Genomic DNA, 22637 nt, shown 5'->3' with positions numbered 1-22637 from the left:
GGATGGGATCCTTAGCGCAACATGAAAGACATGGCGGCCAGGCTGTTCAGCGTGCGGACGGCGGACTGCATGCTATCCGTGGTGAATCGCAAGGTCACGCCGTCCACGCGTTCCAGCGTGGGCCACATGCAGAACAGGTCGGCCAGGGCCGAGCTCTGCGTCTGCAACCGGCATTCTATAGGGGCGGGAATGCGGAAAGGAACCACTCCCCCTTTCTTCAAATTGCGCACGGCGGTTTCGGCGGCGGACGCAATCGCGCGGCGCGATGCAGCAGGCGACAGGGTCACGCCGCTGCCCTGCCCATGGGCCACCTTGGTCTGCACCCATTCGGCGCCCGGGAAGGTATCGCGGGTCTCCGCGATGAAGGCATCGTCGCCGGTGCCCAGGATGACGGGCACGCCCATCTCGCCCGCCAGCGCGCCGTACAGGCCGGCCTCGCCCAGCTCCATGCCGTTGATGAACACGCGCGCAAAGGCGAAGCTGTTGATGGTGTGGGCCAGGATGCCGCGGCCTTGCGAGCGCGAGTGGTAGCCGATCATGAAGACCGCGTCGCAGCCCTCTTCCAGGCCGCCCATCATGCCGAGGTAGCGCGGCTTGCCCAGCACCAGGCGTGCGCGCTCGTCCAGGCCGTCGGGCAGCAGGTTGCGAAAGCCGCCATGCGAATCGTTGACCAGGATATCTTCGGCGCCGCCGGCGATCGCGCCTTGCACGGCCGCGTTGGCCTCGGCGGTCATCCAGGCGCGGGCGCGCTCGTATTCGCCGTTGCCGGCGCGGACTTGTTCGGAATGGAAGACGCCAGCAACGCCTTCGATGTCGGTGGAAATCAGGATCTTCATGGAATCAGCCTCGGAGGATTTCAGAATTCGGTTTCGGACAGCCACTGGCGCCACTGCGGCGCCGCGTCGCGGATCGCGGCGCGGTGGTTGCCGTCGCGCCCCGTCACGCCTTCGGCATGCCACAGCGCGGAAATGATGGCCTGTTCGCAGGCTTCGGCGGCCGCCTCGAACAAGGGATCGATGCGGGCCTCGTGCAGCATCGCCACCGCCGGCATGGGCTGCTCGGGCAGTTGCGGCACCGTATAGGCCGTGGAAAACGCCAGCGCGATATCGCCGCTGCCATGGCCGTACACCGAACCGGTGCGGGCCAGCCCTGCCCCTGCCCGCAGCGACAGGCGGCGCAACTGGCGCGAGTCCAGCGGCGCGTCGGTAGCCAGCAGCAGGATGATGGAACCCTTCTCGGGCACGATGGCGGCGTTCTCGCCCGCCTGCGCCAGGCCGCTGTCCAGCTGCTGCGCCAGCCGTCGGCCGAAGGGCCGGCCCGCCACGGTCAGGTTGGGCAGGCGGCCGAAGTTCGCCAGCACCAGCGCGCCTACGGTGTACTGCGGTCCCGCCTGGATGGAGGCCACGCGCGACGCGGAGCCGATGCCGCCCTTGAACGAAAAACACGACATGCCCCGGCCGGCGCCGACTGCGCCCTGCTCGAACCGCTTGTCCGCGGCGGCCAGCGCCTCGGCGTAATGCGATTCCTGCACCGCCAGCGCCTGGATATCGTTCAGATAGCCATCGTTGCATTCGAAGACCAGCGGATTGACGGTAGCCATGCCGCGGCCAATGCCAGGGTTCGCCGCGACCGCCGCGCGGATCTGCGCATTGGCCACCGTGCCCACGCCAAACGTGTTGGTCAGGCCGATGGGCGTTTCCAGCACGCCCAGTTCCTGCACCTGGACCAGGCCAGTGCTCTTGCCGAAGCCGTTCAGCACGGTGGCGGCGGCCGGCACCTTGTCCAGATAGGGATCGCCGCCATGCGGAAGCACCACGGTCACGCCGGTCTGCAGCGGGCCTTCGGCCAGCGTGCGGTGGCCAACCGAGACCTCGCCCACGTCGCAGATCGAATCCAGCGGTCCCGATGGCAATATGCCGATGCGGGGGATGTCCAGCGCTTGTTTGTCCATGTTCGCTACGTGTCGCCACGCTCCTGAATGTAAAACGCCGCCGCCCTGGGGCGACGGCGCAAAGATTCGCCCTCCACGCCGGCCCTTCAGGGAGGACCGGCGGCAGGATTACTTGCGGTCGATCTTGGGATCGAGCGCGTCGCGCAGGCCGTCGCCCAGCAGGTTGAACGCAAGCACCGTGAAGAAGATCGCCAGCGCCGGGAAGATCGCCACGTGCGGCGCGATCACCATGTCGGCGCGCGCTTCGTTCAGCATCGCGCCCCACTCCGGCGTGGGAGGCGAAGCGCCCATGCCCAGGAACGACAGGCTGGCCGCGGTGATGATCGAAGTGCCGATACGCATCGTGCCGTACACCACGATCGGCGAGATCGTGCCGGGCAGGATGTGGCGCATGATGATGGTCCAGTCGGACGCGCCCACGCTCTTTACCGCTTCGACATAGGTCATCTGCTTGATCGACAGCGTGTTGCCGCGCACCAGGCGGGCAAACGCCGGCACGCTGAACACGGCCACGGCCACGATCACGTTGACCATGCTGGAACCCAGGATGGCAACCACGCCGATGGCCAGCAGCATGCCGGGGAACGCCAGCAGCACGTCGGAGATACGCATCGTGATGCGTTCCCACCAGCCTTCGTAGTAGCCCGCCATCAGGCCCATGAAGGTGCCGACGATGGCGCCCATGGCGACCGACAGGAAGCCCGCGGCCAAGGAGATGCGCGCGCCCATGATGATGCGGCTGAAGATGTCCCGGCCCAGCGAGTCCACGCCCAGCCAGTGGGTCGCGGAAGGCCCGGCGTTCAGGGCGTCGTAGTCGAAGAAGTTCTCCGGATCGAACGGCACGATCCACGGCGCGAAAACCGCGACGACGACGAGCAGCAGGACGAAGAGGCCCGCGCCGACGGCGAGCTTCTGCTTCTTGAATTTGCGCCAGAACTCGGTGGCCGGCGTGCGCACGTCGTTCTTGGGAACGGCGGCGATGGTCGTGGCGGGTGTCGTATTGCTCATGGCCGCCTCACTTGTAACGGATGCTGGGATTGATGACGCCATAGAGCACGTCGACAATCAGGTTGATCAGGATGAATTCCAGCGAGAACAGCAGCACCAGGCCCTGGATCACCGGATAGTCGCGCTGGGTCACGGCGTCCACCAGCAGGCGGCCGAGGCCAGGCCAGTTGAACACGGTCTCGACCACGATGGAGCCGCCCAGCAGGAAGCCGAACTGCAGGCCCATCATCGTGACGACGGGAATCAGCGCATTGCGCAGCGCATGCTTGATGACGACGCGGCGCTCGGTCAGGCCCTTGGCGCGGGCGGTCCGCACGAAGTCTTCCTGGATGACTTCCACGAAGGAAGCCCGGGTAAAGCGCGCCATCACGGCCGCCACGGCGGCGCCCAGCGTGATGGACGGAAGTATGTAGTGTTGCCAGGTCGAGGCGCCCACGGTAGGCAGCCAGCCCAGGTTCACGGAGAAGACCTGCATCAGCATCATGCCCAGCGCGAACGCGGGGAACGAGATGCCGGACACCGCCAGCGTCATGCCGAGACGGTCGGGCCAGCGATTGCGCCATACCGCCGACACGATCCCGATGATCATGCCGAAGGTCACTGACCACACCATGCTGGCGAGCGTGAGCCACAAGGTAGGCATGAAACGGTCGGCGATTTCGGTCGAGACGGGGCGCTTGGTACGCAAGGAGGTACCCAGGTCGCCTTGCAGCATGTGGCTGAAGTAGCGCACGAACTGCTGCGGCAGGGGCAGATCCAGTCCCAGTTCCTTGCGCACGAGCTCGACGGTTTGCTGGTCGGCCTCCTGGCCCGCGGCCAGTCGCGCCGGGTCGCCCGGAAGCATGTGCACAAACAGGAACACGACCACGGCCACCAGCAGCAGCGTGGGGATCATGCCCAAAAGACGTTTGACGATGTAGGTCAGCATTGAAATTCCTGCAACATCGGCGGGGACACCGCGCCCCCGCCGTATGTGGCCTTACAGGGGCGACTAGGCCCCGAGAGTTACTGCCAGATTTACTGCTTCAGATCGATGTCGCCGAACCAGAACGAGGTGTCCGGCTCAACGTACACGCCCGACAGGTTCTTCGACTTCACGTACAGGTTGTTCTGGGTCACCAGGAAGGCCCACGGGGCGTCCTTCCAGATGGTTTCCTGAACGTTCTTGTAGATCTCGGTCTTCTTGGCGCGGTCGGTCGTGGCCAGGGCTTGCTGGATGCCGTCGTCCACCGACTTGTTCGAGTAGTACGACACGTTGTTGAGCACCGGCGGGAACGCGGCGGTGGTCAGCAGCGGACGCAGGCCCCAGTCGGCTTCGCCGGTCGAGGACGACCAGCCGGCGTAGTACATGCGGACCTTGGCGTCTTCAGGCTTCTGCACCTGTTGGACGCGCTGCACGCGCTGGCCCGATTCCAGCACTTCGACCGACACCTTGATGCCGACTTGCGCCAGTTGCTGCTGCAGGAACTGCACCACCTTCACCGAGGTGCCGTCGTTATAGGCGGACCACAGCTGGCTTTCGAAGCCGTTGGGGTAGCCGGCTTCGGCCAGCAGGGCCTTGGCCTTCTTGATGTCGTACGGCCACGGGCCGGTCTTGTACGCGTAGTCCACGCCTTGCGGCACGACGCCGTCGACGATGGTGGCATAGCCCGAGAAAGCGACCTTGGCCAGGGCTTCCTTGTTGATGGCGTAGTTGATGGCTTCACGCACCTTGACGTTGTCGAATGGCTTTTGCTGCGTGTTCATCGACAGGTAGCGCGCCATGATCGAGTTCTGGTGATCGACCACGTCCAGCTTGTCGTTCTTCTTCAGCACGGCGGCTTGCTCGAACGGCACCGGGAAGGCGAACTGCGCTTCACCCGTCTGCACCACGGCGGCGCGGGTGTTGTTGTCCGTCACGGTACGGAAGGTCAGGGTGTCGACCTTGGGGTAGCCCTTCTTCCAGTAGCCGTCGAACTTCTTGACCTTCAGGTATTCGGCCGGCTTCCATTCGACGAATTCGAAGGGACCGGTGCCCACGGGGTGGAAGCCGATTTCCTTGCCGTACTTGGCCAGCGCGGCGGGCGAGATCATCATGGCGGCCGGGTGGGCCAACGCGTTGATGAAGGCCGAGAACGGCTTCTTCAGCGTGATCTTGACGGTCATCGGGTCGACCACTTCGGTCTTGTCGATGACGCTGAACTGGATGTAGCGCGACAGGCGGTTGTCCGGATTGGCCGGACGGTCGAAGTTGATCTTGACGGCTTCGGCGTTGAAATCGGTGCCGTCATGGAACTTCACGCCGGGACGCAGCTTGAAGGTGTAGACCAGGCCGTCTTCGCTGACGGTGTAGTCGGTGGCCAGAACCTTCTGGATCTTCAGGTCCTTGTCGAATTCGAACAGGCCTTCGTAGTAGGCCTTGCCGGCCGCCTGGTTCAGCGTGCTGTTGGTGTTGTACGGATCGAGCGTTTCCAGCGCGATGGAGACGGCGAACGTCACGTCCTTGGCGGCATGCGCCAGCGGCGACGCGATCACGCCGAAGGCCAGCGCAGCGGCGGCCATCAGTTTGGTGGGGCGCAGAACTTTCATCATTGCAACTCCTGGTTCCAAAAAAGGAATTAGGGGGTTTGGTGGAAGAAAAACAATTACGACGACTGACTCAATACGCTCCGCCGACCGGATGCCGGGCGACGAAGTGATCCGTTCCGACCTGCACCAGCGGCTGCACCACCGGCTCGTCGCCGAGCTTGCGGATAGGGCTGGGGATTTCGTCGGACAACAGCGTGCGCTTCATGTGGCGGCGGGCCGGATCGGCGATCGGCACGGCGGACATCAGCTTCTTGGTGTAAGGGTGCTGCGGATTCTCGAAAATGGCGCGGCGCGGACCGATCTCCACGATCTGGCCCAGGTACATGACGGCGACGCGGTGGCTGACGCGCTCGACCACGGCCATGTCATGCGAAATGAACAGGAAGGAAATGCCCATGTCGCGCTGCAGGTCGATCAGCAGGTTCACGATCTGCGCCTGGATCGACACGTCCAGCGCCGACACGGATTCGTCCGCGATCACGACCTTGGGGTTCAGGGCCAGGGCGCGCGCAATGCAGATGCGCTGGCGCTGGCCGCCCGAGAATTCGTGCGGATAGCGCTGCGCCATTTCGGCGGGAAGGCCCACGCGCTCCAGCAGCTCGGCCACGCGGCGCTCGGCATCGCGGCCACGGGCCACACCGTGCACCAGCAGCGGCTCCATGATGGAGAAGCCGACCGTCACGCGCGGATCGAGCGAGGCGAACGGGTCCTGGAACACGAACTGGATGTCGCGGCGCAGGGACTGCAGTTCGGTGTTCTTCAGGCGCACGATGTCCCGGCCGCCGAAGCGGATTTCACCGCCCTGGCTATCGACCAGGCGCAGCAGCGAACGGCCGGTGGTGGACTTGCCGCAACCGGATTCGCCCACCAGCGACAGCGTTTCTCCGGGGAACAGGTCGAAGCTGACCTGCTCCACGGCATGCACGCGGCGCTGCACGCGGCTCATGATGCCGCCGCGCAGATCGAAGCGCGTGACCAGCTTGCGCACGCTCAGGATGGGCTCGCGCTTGGCGTCCGGCGCGGCGGGCGCGCTGACGGGAGCGGCCTCGGGCTGCGCCTGGCCTTCGGCCTGCAGCAGCGGGAAGCGCGCGGGCAGGTCCGTGCCCTGCATGGCGCCCAGCTTCGGCACGGCCGACAGCAGCGCCTTGGTGTAGCGGTGCTGCGGCGAGGCGAATACCTGCTCGGACGGGCCTTCCTCGACCTTGTCGCCGCGGTACATGACCAGCACGCGGTCGGCCACTTCGGCGACCACGCCCATGTCGTGGGTGATGAACACCACGCCCATGTGCATTTCTTCCTGCAACTGACGGATGAGCTGCAGGATCTGCGCCTGGATGGTGACGTCCAGCGCGGTGGTGGGTTCGTCGGCGATCAGCAGCGCCGGCTTGCAGGCCAGCGCCATCGCGATCATCACGCGCTGGCGCATGCCGCCCGACAGTTGGTGCGGGTAGCGGTCCAGCACCGACTTGGCTTCCGGAATGCGGACCTGTTCCAGCATGCGCAGCGCCTCGGCGCGCGCGGCCGCGGCGTCCTTGCCCTGGTGCTGGCGGATCGATTCGGCGATCTGGTCGCCGGCGGTGAAGACCGGGTTCAGGGAGGTCATCGGCTCCTGGAAGATCATGGCCATATCCGCGCCGCGCACACTGCGCATTTCGCGTTGGCTGGATCCGACCAGGTCGATCACGGAACCGTTGCGCCGCCGCAGGGCCATGCTGCCCTGGGCGATGCGCCCGCCGCCGTGCTCCACCAGACGCATGAGCGCCAGGGACGTCACCGATTTGCCCGAACCCGATTCGCCCACGATGGCCAGGGTCTCGCCCCGGTCCACATGGAACGACAGATTGCGCACGGCTTCGACCGTGCGCTCCGATCCCACGAAGCGCACTGTCAGGTCGTCGACCTGGACCACGCGGTTTTCCGGCAGCGCCAGGCTGTTTGCGCGATCAACCATCTCTTTTGATTCCCCAAATACTGAAAAAACGAACCCGCCGCCGCTTATCGGTAGATAGCGGTGACCGGCTTCTCGCCGACGCGGGCGTAACCCCGATACATGCCTTCCGTGTTGAACGGCAAGGCCACATTGCCCTGGGCGTCGACAGCCACCAGGCCGCCCTTGCCCTCGATGGTGGGCAGCTTTTCATGCACGACGCGGTCGGCGGCCGCTTCCAGCGACGCGCCGCAATATTCCATCTGGGCCGCCACGTCATAGGCGGCGACCATGCGGATGAACATTTCGCCCGTACCCGTGGTGGACACCGCGCAGGTCTTGTTGCTGGCATAGGTGCCGGCGCCGATCAGCGGCGCGTCGCCCACGCGGCCGACCTGCTTGTTGGTGATGCCGCCGGTCGAAGTGGCCGCGGCCAGGTTGCCCTGGGCGTCCACCGCCACCGCGCCCACCGTGCCGAACTTCTTGTCCGAGTCCAGCGGATCGGCCGGCGCCGGCTGGCCGCGCGCGACCAGCGCCTGGCCGTCGTGGTCCAGCACCGCCGCTTCCGGCGTTTCGCGTTGCACGCGCAGCAGCTGTTCGCGGCGGGCTTCGGTGGAGAAGTAGGAAGGATCGACCAGTTCCACGCCTTCTTCCTTGGCGAAGGCTTCGGCGCCCTCGCCCACGAAGAACACGTGCTTGCTGTTTTCCATGACCTTGCGCGCGGCGAATACCGGGTTGCGCACGCGGTGCACGCCGGCGATCGCGCCCGAGCGCAGCGTGGCGCCGTCCATGATGGCGGCGTCCAGCTCGTGGGTGGCGGCGCTGGTGAACACGGCGCCATGGCCGGCGTTGAACAGCGGACAGTCTTCCAGCAGACGGACGGCTTCGGTCACGGCGTCCAGGGCGCTGCCGCCCCGGGCCAGCACGGCCTGGCCGGCGGTCAGGATGGATTCCAGCGCGCTCAGGTACTCCTGTTCTTTCTCGGGCGACATGGCCGCGCGGGACATCGCGCCGGCGCCACCGTGAATCGCGATCACGGGTTGAATCATCGTTTACCTACTCCATGGATGAGCCACGGCATGACGGACTGGGTTACCCCAGCGGCGGCCGCGACGGAATTCTTGGCCCGATAGGCCACCGCGGCCGACAGGGCTTCGATCAGCCCCAGGGCAGCGGTTTCGGAATTGGGAATCAGCTGGCGCGCGGAATACGCATACAGCAGCACGGAAGCCGTGGGCGCCAGCGGCGAGGTGGGCTTGTCGGTCAGCACCAGCACGGGCACGCCGGCCTGCTTGGCGGCTCCGGCCAGCGTCACCGTGTCGGCCAGATAGCGGGGAAAGCCGATCGCGATCACCAGGTCCTTGGACGTCATCCGCGCCATCTGGCGCGCCGCGTGCGACACGCCGCCGGGACCGGCCAGCGATTCGACGGAATGCAGATGCATGCACAGGCCGCGCTGCAACAGGCCGGCCAGGAAGCCGCTGGCGCCGAAACCGATGATGAAAACGCGGTCGGCGGCCAGGATGGCCTCCACTGCCTGCTCGCAGGCGGCGGCGTCCAGCGACTGCAGGTTGCGCTGGGCGTTGCGGATGTCTTCTTCCAGCGTGGCGGCGAAGATCTGCACGGCGCTGGCGGAATGCGCCAGTTCGGTGCGCAGCTTTTCCACCGGCTCCAGCGCCGCCTCGAAGCCGCGCGCGAGTTCGGCGCGGAACTGCGGATAGCCCGGCAGGTCCAGGGCGCGCGCAAACCGGTTGGCCGTCGCCACCGATACCCCCACTGCCGCGGCGAACTCATCGATGGTCATGGTGGCGGCGCGGAACTGGTGCGCCAGCACGTACTCGGCCATCTTGTGCTGAGTACGGCTCAGCGCGGGCTGGGCCCGGGCGATCCGGTCAGCAATCGTAAGTGCAGCCTTGTTCATCGAGGAGGGAGGTGTAGCGGGAGTTTATGTAAATCTGTTTACAAACAAATTTTAGAGAAGAAAATAGATTTTCATACTAAGGGTATACCCGTGAAAACATGTAACAGTGCATCAAATAAAACGGGGTCGGTTTGAGGTACGCTAAGGCCCGCCCTAATGGCCTCCCACCCCGCCACACCGGATTGACGCTATGCCCGATTGGATCTGCAAGCCGCACCAGGAACTGACCGTGACCGAGATCTACGCGATCCTGCAGTTGCGCACGGAAGTCTTTGTCATTGAACAGAATTGCATCTTCCAGGACATGGACGGCAAGGATCTGATCGGGCAGACCTCGCACCTGATGGCCTGGCAGGACGGCAAGCTCGCGGCCTATTGCCGCATCCTGGATCCGTCGCTGAAGGACGGCCAGATCGAGATCGGACGCGTCATCACCGCCCCCTCGACCCGCGGCCAAGGCCTGGGCCACGAACTGATCCGCCATGCGATGCAGGAAGTACGCCTGCGCTGGCCCGGCCGCGCCATGTATCTGGGCGCCCAGGCCCGCTTGCGCAACTACTACGGCGGCCACGGCTTTGTGCAGGTCACCGAGGAATACATCGAGGACGGCATCCCGCATGTGGGAATGCGGCTCGACGAAACGGCATAAAAAAACGCCCCGGAGGGGCGTTTTTCGTGGGTGCGGCGCAAGGATTACTTGACTGCCGACACGTCCAGCTTGGCCTGGGTCTTGGACTTGATCTCGTCCACCGTCACGCCCGGCGCCGTTTCCAGCAGCTTGAGGCCGTTTTCGGTGACTTCCATCACGCCCAGGTCGGTGATGATCAGGTCGACCACGCCCACGCCCGTCAGCGGCAGGTTGCATTCGGACAGCAGCTTGATGTCCTCGGTGCCGTCCTTCTTCTTGGCCACGTGCTCCATCAGGACCACGACGCGGCCAACGCCCGCCACCAGGTCCATGGCGCCGCCCATGCCCTTGACCATCTTGCCCGGGATCATCCAGTTGGCCAGGTCGCCCTTTTCGGACACCTGCATGGCGCCAAGAATGGCCAGGTTGATCTTGCCGCCGCGGATCATCGCGAACGAATCCGCCGACGAGAAGATCGAGGAGCCGGGCAAGGTCGTGACCGTCTGCTTGCCTGCGTTGATGAGGTCGGCGTCGACTTCATCGTCGGTGGGGAACGGGCCGATGCCCAGCAGGCCGTTCTCGGATTGCAGCCACACTTCCATGCCCTTGGGCACGTGGTTGGCCACCAGGGTCGGCAGGCCGATGCCCAGGTTCACATAAAAGCCGTCTTGCAGCTCGCGCGCGGCGCGTGCCGCCATTTCATCGCGTGACCATGCCATGTCTGTTCTCCTTAGGCCGGGCGAGTGGTGCGTTGTTCGATGCGCTTTTCGGGCGTGGCATTCAGCACGATCCGATGCACATAGATGCCGGGCAGATGGATCTGATCGGGATCCAGGCTGCCGGTATCAACGATTTCCTCGACTTCGACCACCGTGAACTTGCCCGCCATGGCGACGTTCGGATTGAAGTTGCGGGCGGTCTTGCGGAACACCAGGTTGCCGCTGCGGTCGGCGATGTGCGCCTTGACCAGCGACACGTCCGGCACCAGCGAACGCTCCATCACGTATTGTTGGCCGTCGAACTCGCGGATTTCCTTGCCGTCGGCCACGATGGTGCCCACGCCGGTGCGGGTGAAGAAGGCCGGGATGCCGGCGCCGCCGGCGCGCAGCTTCTCGGCCAGCGTGCCCTGGGGCGTGAACTCCAGCTCGAGTTCGCCCGACAAATACTGGCGCTCGAATTCCTTGTTTTCGCCCACGTAGGACGCAATCATCTTGCGGACCTGGCGCGTATTGAGCAGCTGGCCCAGGCCGAAGCCGTCGACGCCCGCGTTATTGCTGATGCAAGTGAGGTCCTTCACGCCCGAATCGCGCAGCGCGGCGATCAGTGCCTCGGGAATGCCGCAAAGGCCGAAACCGCCCACGGCAATCATCTGGCCGTCCTTGACGATGCCTGCCAGCGCCTCCTGGGCGCTTGCAAAAACCTTGTCCATCGCTCCAACTCCTAGTTAAGGTCGAACTTGAAGAGGGCGCGGCTGCCGGCGCCGGCCCAGCAACACCGTACGGAGTCCTGTGCGGCTGGCGCCTAGGGTGGCGCGCCCTTATTGCTTTTTTGATTTTGCGCTGATTTTACCGGCATGGCCGGCCAACGCACGCGCTATTTTGGCCGGCGCCGATTCAAGCCCCGGGCTTGAACATGGCGCCCAGTTTGACCAGCACCTCATGCGGCCACGGGGCGGACGCATTGGCCACATAGTCCATCCAGACTAGCACGTTGCGCGCGCGGGCATAAGGACCGCCTTCGTCGCCCGCCCTCTCCAGCAGCAATTCGAATTCCGCGCTGGAGCGGCCTATGCGCATGAGCTTGTGCGTCACGAGCACATTGGCCGGATAGGTCAACGGCCGCAGGAAATCGCAGGACGCATGCGCCAGGATGAGTCCCTGATCGGCGGGCAGCGCGAAACCCGCGCCATAGAGTATCTGTATCCGGGCCTCTTCCATGAGGCGGAAATACATCGCATTGTTCAGATGGTTCAGAGCGTCCGAGTCGCCCCACCGCAAAGGCAGTTCGACTTGATGGATATCTCCCACGGCCAGGATCCGCGCTGAGGTTTTGTCCGCGTTCACCAATTGCTCCTGATGGCTAAAAGAAATACGAAGGCAACCATGGCCTCCGCCTGCAATACAATCGCCGATAATACTTCCAGCCATATATGGAATACATACGGGGAGCTTTGCAATGTCTGAACGCGAGTCGATGGAATATGACGTGGTCGTGGTTGGCGGTGGACCCGCCGGCCTGGCCACTGCTATCCGTCTTAAGCAGTTGGCCGCTGAGAAGAATCAGGAAATCGGCGTCTGCGTACTTGAAAAGGGCGCGGAACTGGGTGCGCACATCCTGTCCGGCGCCGTCATGGACCCGCTGGCGCTGACCGAGCTCATCCCCGACTGGAAGGAAAAAGGCGCGCCGCTGAACGTGCCCGTCACGCATGACAAGTTCATGTTCCTGTCCGAAACCGGCGCGCGCACCACGCCCAACTGGCTGCTGCCGCCCTGTTTCCACAACGAAGGCAACTACATCGTCCGCCTGGGCGACGTGGTGAAGTGGATGGGCGAGCAGGCCGAGGCGCTGGGCGTGGACATCTTCCCGGGCTTCGCGGCCGTGGAAGTGCTGTACGACGAGAACGGCGCCGTCCGCGGCGTGGCCACCGGCGACATGGGCGTGGCCCGCGACGGCTCGCACACCGACCACTACCAGCCCGGCATGGAACTGCACGCCCGCTACACCGTGTTCGCCGAAGGCGCGCGCGGCCAGCTGGGCCGCCAGCTGATCGACCGCTACAAGCTGGACGACGGCCGCAATCCTCAGTCCTACGGCATCGGCATCAAGGAAATGTGGGAAGTCGATCCGGCCCAATCCAAGCCCGGCCTGGTGATCCACACCGCCGGCTGGCCGCTGGACGCCGACACCTACGGCGGTTCCTTCCTTTATCACCTGGACAACAACCTGGTGGCGGTGGGCATGATCGTTGGCCTCGACTACGCCAACCCCTGGCTGTCGCCGTTCGACGAATTCCAGCGCTACAAGACGCACCCCGCCATCCGCGGCACCTTCGAAGGCGGCAAGCGCATCGCCTACGGCGCGCGCGCCATCACCGCGGGCGGCCTGCTGGCCCTGCCCAAGCTGACCTTCCCGGGCGGCGTGCTGGTCGGCTGCGAGGCCGGCTTCCTCAATGCCTCGCGCATCAAGGGCAGCCACGCCGCCATCAAGTCCGGCAAGCTGGCCGCCGAAGCCGCGTTCGACGCGCTGCTCGCCGACCGCCGCCAGGACGAGCTGGCCGCCTACCCCGCGGCCTTCGAGGCTTCCTGGCTGCATGCGGAGCTGAACAAGGCGCGCAACTTCAAGCAGTGGTTCAAGAAGGGCCGCACCGTCGCCACCGTGATGACCGGCGTCGAACAGCTGCTGCTCAAGGGCAAGATGCCCTGGACCCTGCGCCACAACAAGCCCGACCATGCCTGTCTGCAGCCCGCATCGCAATGCGCGCGCATCGACTACCCCAAGCCCGACGGCAAGCTCACCTTCGACAAGCTCAGCTCGGTGTTCATCTCGAACACCAACCATGACGAGAACGAGCCCATCCACCTGACGCTCAAGGATCCCTCCATACCGGTGCAGGCCAACCTGGCCAAGTACGGCGGCCCGGAATCGCGCTACTGCCCGGCGGGCGTGTACGAATTCGTCAAGGACGACCACGGCGAGGACCGCCTGCAGATCAACGCGCAGAACTGCGTGCACTGCAAGACCTGCGACATCAAGGACCCGACCCAGAACATCGTCTGGGTGGCCCCGCAAGGCGGCGAAGGGCCCGTCTACAGCGGCATGTAAAGCTACCGGACGCCCGCGCCCGGCCACCACAGGCGCCCCGCGGGGCGCCTTTTTTTTCGACAGGCAGGACTATCCATGACTGAACGCGTACTCCTCATCGGCTGCGGCGACCTGGGTCAGCGCGCGGCCCGGCGCTTCCTCGCGCGCGGCGACGAAGTCTACGCGCTGCGCCGCAATCCGCCGGCCGGAACTGCGGACGGCATCCGCTGGCTGCGGGGCGACATTTCCCGCGCCGACGGACTGCCCGCCCTGCCCGATGGCGTCACCCGGCTCATCCACCTGCCCGCGCCCGGCGCGCGCGAAGCCGCCGCCTATCGCGCGGTATTCGTCGATGGCCTGAAACACGTGCTGGACGCACTGGACGCCACGCAGCTCAAGCGCATCGTGTTCGTCTCATCCAGCGCGGTCTACGGCGAACACGAGGGCGGCTGGGTCGACGAAGACACGCCGCCCGCGCCGCTGGGCAGCAATGGCCGCATCCTGCTCGAAGCCGAAGCCGCGTTGGCGGCCCGCGGCCTGCCCTCGACCGCCTTGCGGCTGGCAGGGCTGTATGGGCCCGGACGCCTGCAACTGATCGAACGCCTGCGCCAAGGCGCGGCAGGCGCGCCGGCCTCTCCCCAACACTGGGCCAACCGCATCCACATCGACGACGCGGCTGCGGCCGTGGTCCACCTGGCGCTGCTGCCCCACGCCGCGCCCGTCTACATAGGCTGCGACGATACGCCGCTGCCCTTGCACGAGCTCTACGCCGACCTCGCCAGGCTGATCGGCGCCCCTGCGCCGCGCGAGGCGGCGGCGCCGGCCAACGTCGGCAGCAAGAAGCTGAGCAACGCCCGCCTGCGCGCCAGCGGCTTCGCCCTGCAATGGCCGGACTCGCGGCTCGGCTATGCCGCGCTGCTGGCAGCGGCAGGCAACCCGGACGCGCCGCAGGCATAGTTCGCCGCGCATCGAATCGTGACCGTCGAGGCTGGCGGATACTGGCGGCCGTATCCATTACCGGCCATCGCCATGCATCCTGCCCACCCCCTGCAGGCGGTCACTCACCCCGACCCCTACCCGTACTACGCCGCGCTGGCGCGCGAGCGGCCGCTGTATCGCGAGGCGGCGCTGGACCTGTGGGTGGCCAGCCATCCGGACACGATAGCGGCCATCATGCAACATCCGGCCGCGCGCGTGCGTCCGGCGGCGGAGCCCGTGCCCAAGGCACTGTGCCCAGGCCCGGCGGGCGAACTCTTCGGCCGCTTCGTGCGCATGAACGACAGCGCAACGCACACGCAGGTGAAGACCCTGCTGAGCGCCTACCTCCGCGAACAGACGGCGCAGGCCTGTATGCCCATGTGGCCGGATCCGGGCCCGCTGGACGCCGCGGCCGTCGACCGTTACCTGAGCGCCGCGCCGGTACATGCGCAAGCCGCGTTCCTGGGCCTGCCGCCAGGCCTGTACGCGGATTGCGCCGCCGATATCGCGGCGTTCCTGTCCGCGCTGCCCGCCACCGCAGCGGCGGATCGCATTGAAGCGGGGCACGCCGCCGCGCAGCGTCTGCAGGCACGCCTGGAGTCGCATCTGCAGGCCCCAGACGCCGCGCCCGCCTTGCGCCGGCTGCGCGACGACGGCGCGCGGGCGGGAATAGCGCCGGCGCTGCTGGCCGCCAATCTGGCCGGCCTGCTGTTCCAATCCTGCGAGGCCGGCGCAGGCCTGCTGGGCAACGCCATCATCCTGGCCGGACGGCGCGGCCTGCGCGCGGACCTCACGGACGATGCGGCGCTGGCGCTGATGGATGACGTGGAACGCAGCGACCCGCCGCTGCACAACACGCGGCGCTTTCTCGCCGCCGGCATCGACGTCGGCGGTCTATACATCGAAGCCGGCCAGACCGTGCTGCTGGTGCTGGCCGCGGCCGCCACGGCGCAGCCCGAGGCGCACTGGACTTTCGGCGCGTTCGGGCACGCCTGCCCCGGCCGCCTGCCGGCCCGCCAGCATGCGGCGGGCGCGCTCACGCGCCTGCTGCGCGCAGGCCTGGATGCCGCCGCGCTGGCGGCCCGTTTCCGTTACCGGCCGCTGCCCAACGCGCGCGTGCCGCAGTTTGATTTTTCCGAGGAGCAAGCGCCATGATCGCAGTGATATTCGAAGTCGAACCCGCCCACGGCGACCCCAATCCCTATCTGCACATCGCCGCCGGCCTCATCGACGAACTGAAGGCCGTGGACGGCTTCATCTCGGTCGAACGATTCCAGAGCCTGTCCGAGCCGGGCAAGCTGCTGTCGCTCTCGTTCTGGCGCGATGAAGCGGCGGTCCAGCGCTGGCGCACGCTGGAGTCGCACCGCCGGGCCCAGGAAGCCGGGCGCGGCGGCGTCTTCGCCAATTACCGCCTGCGCGTCGCGCAGGTGCTGCGCGACTATGGCATGAACCAGCGCGACGCGGCACCCGCCGACAGCCGCGAGCGGCACGGCTGAGGCCTGTGCCTCAGGCCCCGGCCGCGGCTGCCGCCAGCGCCACCCGATGGGTGGCGCCGGATTCGAACACCGCCGTCATCGCGGGCAGGCCCGGCGCGGATGAGGGATCGAAGTAATCGGCCTCGTCGCGCCCCGGGCCCGCCGGCAGGTCGCGCACTTCCACGCGAAAGCCCTCGGTCCGGTTGCCACGCAGTTCCGGCACTGCCTGCAACAGGCGGCGCGTGTAGGGATGCGTGGGCCGGTCGAACACTTCATCGCGCGTGCCTTCTTCGACGATATGGCCGCGCAACATCACCACCACGCGGTCGGCGATCTGCTCGACCACGCCCAGGTCATGCGAAATCAGCAGGCAGGCAAAGCCATGCGAGCGCTGCAGCGACATCAGGGTCTCCAGCACCTGCTTCTGCACGGTGACGTCCAGCGCCGACACCGGCTCGTCCGCGATGATGACCTCGGGCCGCAGCACCAGCGCCCGCGCGATGGCCACGCGCTGGCGCTGGCCGCCAGAGAGTTCGTGCGCATAGCGCTCCGCGTAGCCCTCGCCCAGGCCCACGTCCCGCAGCGCCTCGGCCACGCGCTTGCGGCGGATTTCCGCCGTCATGCCAACTTCCAGCCGCAGGCCTTCCCCCACCAGGTCGCCGATGGTCATGCGCGGGTCCAGCGATGAATAGGGATCCTGGAACACCATCTGCACCCGCCGGCGCGCCGCCTGCCAAGACTGGCCCGAACCGCCCGCGGGCAAGGCCTGGCCATCCAGTTCAATCCGCCCCTGCGCCTGCGGCACCAGCCCCAGGATGGACATCATGACCGTGGTCTTGCCGCTGCCCGACTCGCCGACGATGGCCAACGTTTCCCCCGGCGCCACCGCGAACGTCGCGCGGTGCACGGCGCGCACCGCGCGTTTGCGGAACCAGCCCTCGCGGACCGAGTAGTCGATTGCCAATCCGTCCACCTGCAGAATGGGCGGCCCTTCGACGGCGGGACGGGCCGGACCGCGCTTGGGCAGCGCGTCCAGCAGGCTGAGCGTGTATGGATCCGCCGGCCGCGACAGGACCTCGGCCACTGGCCCGGTCTCGACCGCAAGACCGCGGCACATCACCAGCACGCGCTGCGTGTATGCGGCCACCAGGGCCAGGTTGTGGCTGATGAAGATCAGCGCAGTGCCCTGCTCGCGCGTCAGTTCGCACATCAGGTCCAACACTTCCTTCTGCACCACGCAGTCCAGCGCGGTGGTGGGTTCGTCCGCGATCAGGAGGCGCGGCTTGAGCAGCATCACGCCCGCCAGCAGGATGCGCTGGCGCATGCCGCCGGAGAATTCATGCGGGTAGCGCTTCATGCAATCCTGCGCGTCGCGCACGCGTACGCGCTCCAGCATCCGGACGGCCTCGTCCCAGGCCTCGCGGCGCGCCATGCCACGGCGCAGCACCAGCGCCTCGATCAGTTGTTCGCCCACGCGGAACGCCGGGTTGAGCGATACCATCGGCTCCTGGAACACCATGCCGATGCCGGTGCCGCGCTTCGCCAGCCAGTCGCGCGGCGCCTGCCGCAGCAGGTCCTGGCCTTCGAACAGCGCCTGTCCGCCAGTGATGCGCGCCGAATCGGGCAACAGGCCCAGCAGGGTCTTGCCGATCAGCGTCTTGCCGCTGCCGGATTCACCGACGATGGACAGCGATTCGCCGGCGTGCAGATCGAATGACACCCGGTTCACCACCGGCGCGGCGTCGCGCTTGCCCGGAAAGCGGATCTCCAGGTCGCGCACGGACAGCAGAGGTTGTGCAGCGCTCATGCCATCACCCCCCGCATGCGCGGATCCAGCAGATCGCGCACCGCGTCGCCCAGCAGATTGATGCCCAGCAGGCTCAACGAAATCATGGCGCCCGGAAATACCGCCAGCCAGATGGCCTGGTCCATGGCGTTGCGGCTCTCGGACAGCATGCCGCCCCAGGTGGCCAGCGGCGGCGGCACGCCCAGGCCGAGAAAGCTCAGCGCGCTTTCCGCCAGCAGGGCGGAACCGAAGATCGAGGTCGCGAAGATGAGCAGCGGCGGCAGGCAGTTGGGCAGCACGTGGCGGAACACGGTCCACAGGCCGCCATGCCCGGTGGCGCGCGAGGCGATGACGAAATCGCGCTGGCGCAGGGACAGCGCCGCGCCGCGCGCAATGCGCGACACCGACGGCGAATACGCCAGACCCAGCGCCAGCACCACGCCCCATTTGGACGGTCCCAGCACAGTCATGATGCCCAGCGCGAGCAAGAGGCCGGGAAACGCCATCAGCGACTCCACCAGCACGGTGATGCCGCGATCGACCCAGCCGCCCGCATAGCCGGCCGTGACGCCTATCGTCGTGCCCAGGAGCAGCGCCAGCAGCACGGAAAACACGCTGACCGCCACGCTGACCCCGGCGCCCGCCATCAGCCGCGACAGCACGTCGCGGCCGAACTCGTCGGTGCCCAGCCAGTACTCCGCCGACGGCGGCGCAAAGCGCGCCAGCAGATCGCCTTCCAGCGGATCGTGCGGCGTGTACACCAGCCCGACCAGGGCCAGCAGCACGACGTCCCCGACCAGCGCGCCGCCCAGGACGGCATTGGTATGTTTAAAGCCCATGATGATCCTATTGAAGCTTCACGCGCGGGTCGAACAGCGGATACAGCAGATCCACCACCAGGTTGACCGCCACGTACAAAAGCGCGATGAACAGCAGGCAGCCCTGCACCACGGGGTAGTCCCGCGCATAGATGCTTTCCACCAGCAGCCGGCCGATGCCCGGCAGCGTGAACACGGTCTCGATCACCGCCGCGCCCGACAACAGATGGCCCAACATCAGGCCGATCACCGTCAAGGTGGGGCCGAACGAGTTGGGCAGCACATGGCGCAGCATGACGCGCTTTTCCGGCAGGCCCTTGGCGCGCGCATGCGCCACGTATTCCAGCCGCAACGTCTCGATGGTGCTGGCGCGCATCATGCGCGTGATGGCGGCGATTTCCGTCAGCACGATGGCGCAGACCGGCAGCACCAGGTAGCGCGCCGCGCCCAATCCGCCCTGGGCGATGGATTCGAAGCCGTACACCGGCAGCCAGTTCAGCTTCACCCCGAACAGCCAGATCAGCAGGATGCCGACCCAGAAGCTGGGCATGGACACGAACAGGATCGAGGTCGACACGATGGCCGTGTCGGCGCGGCGGTTCTGGCGCCACGCGGCCACCATGCCGGCGGGCACCGCCACCAGGCAGGCCAGCAGCGTGGCGGTCAGCACCACCTGGGCCGTCACCGCGAAATGCGTCAGCACCAGATGCATCACGGGTTCGCGCCGCGCGATGGACATGCCCAGGTCGCCCTGCAGCGCGTTGCCCACCCAGATCAGGAACTGCTCGCCAACGGGACGGTCCAGCCCCAGCGCGTGGCGCATTTCGGCCAGCAGCGCCGGGTTGTCGATATCGCCCAGCATCAGCGAGGCCGGATCCCCGGGGATCGCGCGTATCAGCGCGAACACGAGCACCGTGACGACGATCACGGTGGGCACCGACGCCGCGATGCGCTTGAGTAGATAGCCCAGCACGGCGCCTCAGTTCTTGGTCACGTTGAAGAAACGCGGCTTGCGCAGCGGCCAGCCGGTAAAGCCCTCCAGCTTGCTGGAGACGACCACATAGCCGGGCTTGTTGTAGTACATCAGCAGCGGCGCGTCGCGCAGCATCAGCGCATGCAGCTTATCGAAGGCCTGCTTGCGCACGGCGGGATCGGACTCGGCTTCTATGCCTTCCAGGATGGCCGCGGCCTCCGGACTTTCCCACTGGGCCATGGGCGTCTTGGACTTGTCGCCGATCACGTCGCGGAACATCAGCGCGGGCTCGGTGCGCGCCGAATAGGCGAATGCCATCAGCTCGAACTTGCCTTCGCGGAAGTTGGTCACCTGGGTGCCCCATTCCAGCATGTCCAGCTCGGCCTTGATGCCGGCCTTGCCCAACAGCTGCTGCGTCACCACCGCGACGCGGTACAGATAGGGATAGCGCTTGTTGGCCTGCAGCTTCAGGGGTTCGCCGCGATAGCCGGCGGCGTCCAGCAGGCGCTTGACCTCCTTCAGGTTCTTTTCGTAGCCGGCGCGGTCGGTTTCGGAGTAATAAACGCTGGCCGCGGGCACCAGGGACGGGTTATAGGCCGCGTGGCCGTTGTTCAAAGCCTTGGCAATGCCGGGAAAATCCAGCGCCAGCGCGATGGCGCGGCGCATGTTCACGTCCGACAGCAGCGGCGCGCGCGTCTGCATCAACAGGTTGACCGTGTCCAGACCCTGCTCGGTGACGATGTTCCAGCGCGGGTCCTTGGCCGGCAGATTGTCCTCGTCCGCGTTGTAGGCGTCGACCTGGCCCGCCATGAGCGCCGCCTTCTGCGCGGCCGCATCCGGAATCACCACAAAGCGCACGTTGGCCTGTGCCGTTTTCTTGCCGGCCATGCCGCTGGGCGCTTCCTCGCGCGGCTTGTAGCCGGCGTACGGCGTCAGCAGCAGGTATTGTTCCTTCTTCCATTCCGCCAACACGTAGGGCCCGGTGCCGATGGGCTTGGCCCACTTGCCCTCGGCGTCGACGCTCTTGGCGCTCAGCACCGGCATCGGGCACTGCACGCTGGCCATCTGGTCCAGGAACAGCGCGTAGGGCTGCTCCAGCCTGAACACCACGGTAGCGGGATCGGGCGTCTCCACCGCCACGACCTTGGCGCCCTTGCTGCCGTCATAGAGGTTCTTGCAGGAATACTCGGACTGGGCGCCGTTGAGGTAGTCGTAGGTCCATTTGACGTCGGCCGAGGTCATGGGCGTGCCGTCATGGAAAGTGACGCCCTGGCGCAGCTTGAAGGTATAGGCGCGCTTGTCGTCGGACAGCGTCCAGCTGTCGGCCAGCATGGGGGCCACGCTCATGTCGGCGCGCAGCGCCACCAGGGACTCCACCACGTGCGCCAGCACGTTGTCGGTGGAAGTGTTGCGGGAGCGCCCGCCGGGCAGCGTGGTCGGCGTGCCCGAACCTTCGGCGTAGCGGATTTCGGGCGCGGCGGCCTGCGCCCGCACGGCGGCGGGCAGGCCGGCCGCGGCGGCGGCCAGCGCGGCGGATAACAGCAACGCGTTCTTGGCGCGCGTAGCATGCGAATTCATAGGGATCACTCCAGGCGCGGCGCTCGCCGCATATGGGTCTGGGGGCCGGCTCAGAAGAGCCGGTACTCCGCGAAATTGCGTCCTTCGTAGGGCTTGCGCGCGATCCACATCACGCCGCTGGCCGGCTCCATCAAGGTGGTGGCCACCGTGGCCGAGATGCTGTCGAAGCTGGCCGGCTTGGGCGAACGCAGCACGCCGTCGGGCGCGGCGAAGTCGTCGGCCAGGATGCGCTTGACCGTGTCCCAGTCGATGCCGCCGGCGGCGCGCGCCAGCATGTCCTGCACGCGGCGCTGGCGGTAGATCGAATCCGGATTGGCAGCCAGGCCTTTGTCGAACAGCTTGGCGCGCGCGGGCGGGCTGATCCAGTGGTTGGCGTGCACCAGCAGGCCGTCTTCGGGCGTGATCCAGAAGATTTCGTCGGGCGAGCATTCCAGATCGACCGCCTCGCCCTGCGCCTGCGCCAGCATCAGGTTGTTGGAGCAGAAGCGCCGCGAGGCCCACAGCACCTTCATGGCGTTGCAGATATTGGAGGCTTCCAGCATCTTGCGCCGCACCAGCACCAGCGGCACCTCGGCCGGGCGCTGATAGTCGTGCTCGCAGGACAGGAAGTTGCCGGACAGGGAAACGCCCGCGCTGTTGAAGCCGTGGCGCGCCAGGCTGCCCGCCTCGGTGAACACCAGCAGGTCGGGACCGTCTTCGCGGCGCATGCGCAGCACGATGCCGGTGTCCACGCATTCCTCGCGCCAGTCCCAGTTATGGGCATGCATGAGCTTGCCGCCGGCGGCGGCCTCGGGCAGCACGACCAGGCCGGTGCAGCCATCGTCCAGCTCCTTGCGGGCGCGGCCCAGCTCGGCATGGCCGAACATCATTTCGGTGCGGCAGTTGATGACCACCACGTCCTCCAGCGCCTGGCCCGATCCGTCGGCGATGCCGCGCAGCTCTTCCAGGTAGGCCGCGTCATAGTCGCCCACCACCGGCACCATGGCGGCGGCCAGTTCCTTCAAGCGGTCCGCCGCGACGCCGCGCCGCTCCAGCTGCCCGCGGTAGAGGGCCACGCTGCGCGCCACGCGCTCGGGGACGGCGGCGCCATGCTGGCGGCCCCGCTCGTATGGGCTGCCCTGTACATCGACCAGGGGGAAGGGAGTGGGCAAAGTCACGGCTCAAGGCTCCGGAGCAAGGTTCAAGACGGGCAAATTTTGTACTAATATACGAAAAAGTTCAATAC

General features: G+C 66.5%; 21 protein-coding genes. 5 read left to right on the top strand and 16 right to left on the bottom strand.

From position 1 onward, the window contains the following. Positions 1-11: 11 nt before the first annotated feature. The 8 genes from ACZ5YA_RS30855 to ACZ5YA_RS30820 form a co-directional block, all read right to left on the bottom strand. Positions 12-836 (bottom strand): M55 family metallopeptidase, encoded by an 825-nt coding sequence (locus ACZ5YA_RS30855; protein WP_464091672.1) that lies wholly within the window; start codon positions 834-836, stop codon positions 12-14. Positions 837-856: 20 nt separating this feature from the next. Next, positions 857-1951 carry a DmpA family aminopeptidase gene (locus ACZ5YA_RS30850; RefSeq protein ID WP_464091671.1) on the bottom strand — a complete coding sequence of 365 codons (1095 nt, stop codon included), beginning with the start codon at positions 1949-1951 and terminating at the stop codon, positions 857-859. A gap of 108 nt (positions 1952-2059) precedes the next feature. Then, the gene (gene gsiD / locus ACZ5YA_RS30845) at positions 2060-2959 is read right to left on the bottom strand and encodes a glutathione ABC transporter permease GsiD (protein WP_059374694.1); all 900 of its coding nucleotides are present in this window, start codon (positions 2957-2959) and stop codon (positions 2060-2062) included. A 7-nt stretch (positions 2960-2966) separates the two neighbouring features. Further along, on the bottom strand, positions 2967-3887 hold the full coding sequence (gene gsiC, locus ACZ5YA_RS30840) for a glutathione ABC transporter permease GsiC (RefSeq protein WP_013392281.1): 921 nt from the start codon (positions 3885-3887) through the stop codon (positions 2967-2969). Positions 3888-3976: 89 nt separating this feature from the next. Beyond that, positions 3977-5530, bottom strand: coding sequence for a glutathione ABC transporter substrate-binding protein GsiB (gene gsiB, locus ACZ5YA_RS30835; RefSeq protein ID WP_059374697.1), 1554 nt, complete (start codon positions 5528-5530; stop codon positions 3977-3979). 67 nt (positions 5531-5597) lie between these two features. Beyond that, a complete protein-coding gene (locus ACZ5YA_RS30830; protein WP_054450703.1) occupies positions 5598-7478 on the bottom strand; it encodes a dipeptide ABC transporter ATP-binding protein in 1881 nt (626 codons plus the stop codon). Positions 7479-7522: 44 nt separating this feature from the next. Next, a complete protein-coding gene (locus tag ACZ5YA_RS30825) occupies positions 7523-8503 on the bottom strand; it encodes an isoaspartyl peptidase/L-asparaginase family protein (protein WP_059374702.1) in 981 nt (326 codons plus the stop codon). Next, entirely contained in the window at positions 8500-9375 is an 876-nt protein-coding gene (locus tag ACZ5YA_RS30820; RefSeq protein WP_059374704.1) for a MurR/RpiR family transcriptional regulator, read from the bottom strand. The genes ACZ5YA_RS30825 and ACZ5YA_RS30820 overlap by 4 nt, the downstream gene beginning before the upstream one ends. 190 nt (positions 9376-9565) lie before the next feature. On the opposite strand from ACZ5YA_RS30820, the gene ACZ5YA_RS30815 reads away from it, so the two are divergent. Continuing rightward, entirely contained in the window at positions 9566-10024 is a 459-nt protein-coding gene (locus ACZ5YA_RS30815; protein ID WP_464091670.1) for a GNAT family N-acetyltransferase, read from the top strand. A 44-nt stretch (positions 10025-10068) separates the two neighbouring features. On the opposite strand, the gene ACZ5YA_RS30810 is transcribed toward ACZ5YA_RS30815, so the two are convergent. From ACZ5YA_RS30810 to ACZ5YA_RS30800, 3 genes are all read right to left on the bottom strand, one after another. Beyond that, on the bottom strand, positions 10069-10722 hold the full coding sequence (locus ACZ5YA_RS30810) for a CoA transferase subunit B (RefSeq protein ID WP_054450695.1): 654 nt from the start codon (positions 10720-10722) through the stop codon (positions 10069-10071). Positions 10723-10733: 11 nt separating this feature from the next. Next, on the bottom strand, positions 10734-11432 hold the full coding sequence (locus tag ACZ5YA_RS30805; protein WP_025137174.1) for a CoA transferase subunit A: 699 nt from the start codon (positions 11430-11432) through the stop codon (positions 10734-10736). A gap of 184 nt (positions 11433-11616) precedes the next feature. Further along, complete coding sequence (locus ACZ5YA_RS30800; protein ID WP_059374708.1) at positions 11617-12066, bottom strand: acyl-CoA thioesterase; 450 nt, start codon at positions 12064-12066, stop codon at positions 11617-11619. Positions 12067-12178: 112 nt separating this feature from the next. Here ACZ5YA_RS30800 and ACZ5YA_RS30795 point away from each other — a divergent pair, with 112 nt between their 5' ends. The 4 genes from ACZ5YA_RS30795 to ACZ5YA_RS30780 all read left to right on the top strand — a co-directional run bounded on the left by ACZ5YA_RS30795 (position 12179) and on the right by ACZ5YA_RS30780 (position 16278). Further along, positions 12179-13825, top strand: a complete 1647-nt coding sequence (locus tag ACZ5YA_RS30795) for an electron transfer flavoprotein-ubiquinone oxidoreductase (protein ID WP_464091669.1) — start codon at positions 12179-12181, stop codon at positions 13823-13825. A gap of 75 nt (positions 13826-13900) precedes the next feature. Next, complete coding sequence (locus ACZ5YA_RS30790; protein WP_464091668.1) at positions 13901-14761, top strand: NAD-dependent epimerase/dehydratase family protein; 861 nt, start codon at positions 13901-13903, stop codon at positions 14759-14761. 72 nt (positions 14762-14833) lie between these two features. Continuing rightward, positions 14834-15937 (top strand): cytochrome P450 family protein, encoded by a 1104-nt coding sequence (locus ACZ5YA_RS30785; RefSeq protein WP_464091667.1) that lies wholly within the window; start codon positions 14834-14836, stop codon positions 15935-15937. After that, positions 15934-16278 (top strand): antibiotic biosynthesis monooxygenase family protein, encoded by a 345-nt coding sequence (locus ACZ5YA_RS30780; RefSeq protein WP_059374714.1) that lies wholly within the window; start codon positions 15934-15936, stop codon positions 16276-16278. Before ACZ5YA_RS30785 ends, ACZ5YA_RS30780 begins: the two co-directional genes overlap by 4 nt. Before the next feature lie 10 nt (positions 16279-16288). On the opposite strand, the gene ACZ5YA_RS30775 is transcribed toward ACZ5YA_RS30780, so the two are convergent. From ACZ5YA_RS30775 to ACZ5YA_RS30755, 5 genes are read right to left on the bottom strand one after another with little or no spacing between them, the layout of a single operon-like run. Continuing rightward, the gene (locus ACZ5YA_RS30775) at positions 16289-18064 is read right to left on the bottom strand and encodes an ABC transporter ATP-binding protein (RefSeq protein ID WP_464091666.1); all 1776 of its coding nucleotides are present in this window, start codon (positions 18062-18064) and stop codon (positions 16289-16291) included. Then, the gene (locus ACZ5YA_RS30770; protein ID WP_464091665.1) at positions 18061-18882 is read right to left on the bottom strand and encodes an ABC transporter permease; all 822 of its coding nucleotides are present in this window, start codon (positions 18880-18882) and stop codon (positions 18061-18063) included. The genes ACZ5YA_RS30775 and ACZ5YA_RS30770 overlap by 4 nt, the downstream gene beginning before the upstream one ends. A 7-nt stretch (positions 18883-18889) precedes the next feature. After that, positions 18890-19834: an ABC transporter permease gene (locus ACZ5YA_RS30765; RefSeq protein WP_013392266.1), complete on the bottom strand. Its 945-nt coding sequence runs from the start codon at positions 19832-19834 to the stop codon at positions 18890-18892. Positions 19835-19840: 6 nt separating this feature from the next. Continuing rightward, positions 19841-21412, bottom strand: coding sequence for an ABC transporter substrate-binding protein (locus tag ACZ5YA_RS30760; RefSeq protein ID WP_464091664.1), 1572 nt, complete (start codon positions 21410-21412; stop codon positions 19841-19843). 50 nt (positions 21413-21462) lie between these two features. Then, entirely contained in the window at positions 21463-22569 is a 1107-nt protein-coding gene (locus tag ACZ5YA_RS30755) for a C45 family autoproteolytic acyltransferase/hydolase (protein WP_251877364.1), read from the bottom strand. Between the last annotated feature and the right edge of the window lie 68 nt (positions 22570-22637).

It is taken from the genome of Achromobacter sp. JCM 18799 (genome assembly GCF_055395645.1).
This window is presented reverse-complemented; position numbering and strand designations above follow the sequence as displayed.

Excerpts from the sequence above, each read along its gene's own strand:
- ACZ5YA_RS30805 (WP_025137174.1), bottom strand. The coding sequence starts at position 11,432 with ATGGACAAGGTTTTTGCAAGCGCCCAGGAGGCGCTGGCAGGCATCGTC.
- ACZ5YA_RS30775 (WP_464091666.1), bottom strand. The coding sequence starts at position 18,064 with ATGAGCGCTGCACAACCTCTGCTGTCCGTGCGCGACCTGGAGATCCGC.
- ACZ5YA_RS30760 (WP_464091664.1), bottom strand. The coding sequence starts at position 21,412 with ATGAATTCGCATGCTACGCGCGCCAAGAACGCGTTGCTGTTATCCGCC.
- gsiC (WP_013392281.1), bottom strand. The coding sequence starts at position 3,887 with ATGCTGACCTACATCGTCAAACGTCTTTTGGGCATGATCCCCACGCTG.
- ACZ5YA_RS30790 (WP_464091668.1), top strand. The coding sequence starts at position 13,901 with ATGACTGAACGCGTACTCCTCATCGGCTGCGGCGACCTGGGTCAGCGC.
- ACZ5YA_RS30785 (WP_464091667.1), top strand. The coding sequence starts at position 14,834 with ATGCATCCTGCCCACCCCCTGCAGGCGGTCACTCACCCCGACCCCTAC.
- ACZ5YA_RS30770 (WP_464091665.1), bottom strand. The coding sequence starts at position 18,882 with ATGGGCTTTAAACATACCAATGCCGTCCTGGGCGGCGCGCTGGTCGGG.
- ACZ5YA_RS30825 (WP_059374702.1), bottom strand. The coding sequence starts at position 8,503 with ATGATTCAACCCGTGATCGCGATTCACGGTGGCGCCGGCGCGATGTCC.
- ACZ5YA_RS30810 (WP_054450695.1), bottom strand. The coding sequence starts at position 10,722 with ATGGCATGGTCACGCGATGAAATGGCGGCACGCGCCGCGCGCGAGCTG.
- gsiD (WP_059374694.1), bottom strand. The coding sequence starts at position 2,959 with ATGAGCAATACGACACCCGCCACGACCATCGCCGCCGTTCCCAAGAAC.
- ACZ5YA_RS30855 (WP_464091672.1), bottom strand. The coding sequence starts at position 836 with ATGAAGATCCTGATTTCCACCGACATCGAAGGCGTTGCTGGCGTCTTC.
- ACZ5YA_RS30795 (WP_464091669.1), top strand. The coding sequence starts at position 12,179 with ATGTCTGAACGCGAGTCGATGGAATATGACGTGGTCGTGGTTGGCGGT.
- ACZ5YA_RS30830 (WP_054450703.1), bottom strand. The coding sequence starts at position 7,478 with ATGGTTGATCGCGCAAACAGCCTGGCGCTGCCGGAAAACCGCGTGGTC.
- ACZ5YA_RS30850 (WP_464091671.1), bottom strand. The coding sequence starts at position 1,951 with ATGGACAAACAAGCGCTGGACATCCCCCGCATCGGCATATTGCCATCG.
- ACZ5YA_RS30815 (WP_464091670.1), top strand. The coding sequence starts at position 9,566 with ATGCCCGATTGGATCTGCAAGCCGCACCAGGAACTGACCGTGACCGAG.
- gsiB (WP_059374697.1), bottom strand. The coding sequence starts at position 5,530 with ATGATGAAAGTTCTGCGCCCCACCAAACTGATGGCCGCCGCTGCGCTG.
- ACZ5YA_RS30820 (WP_059374704.1), bottom strand. The coding sequence starts at position 9,375 with ATGAACAAGGCTGCACTTACGATTGCTGACCGGATCGCCCGGGCCCAG.
- ACZ5YA_RS30780 (WP_059374714.1), top strand. The coding sequence starts at position 15,934 with ATGATCGCAGTGATATTCGAAGTCGAACCCGCCCACGGCGACCCCAAT.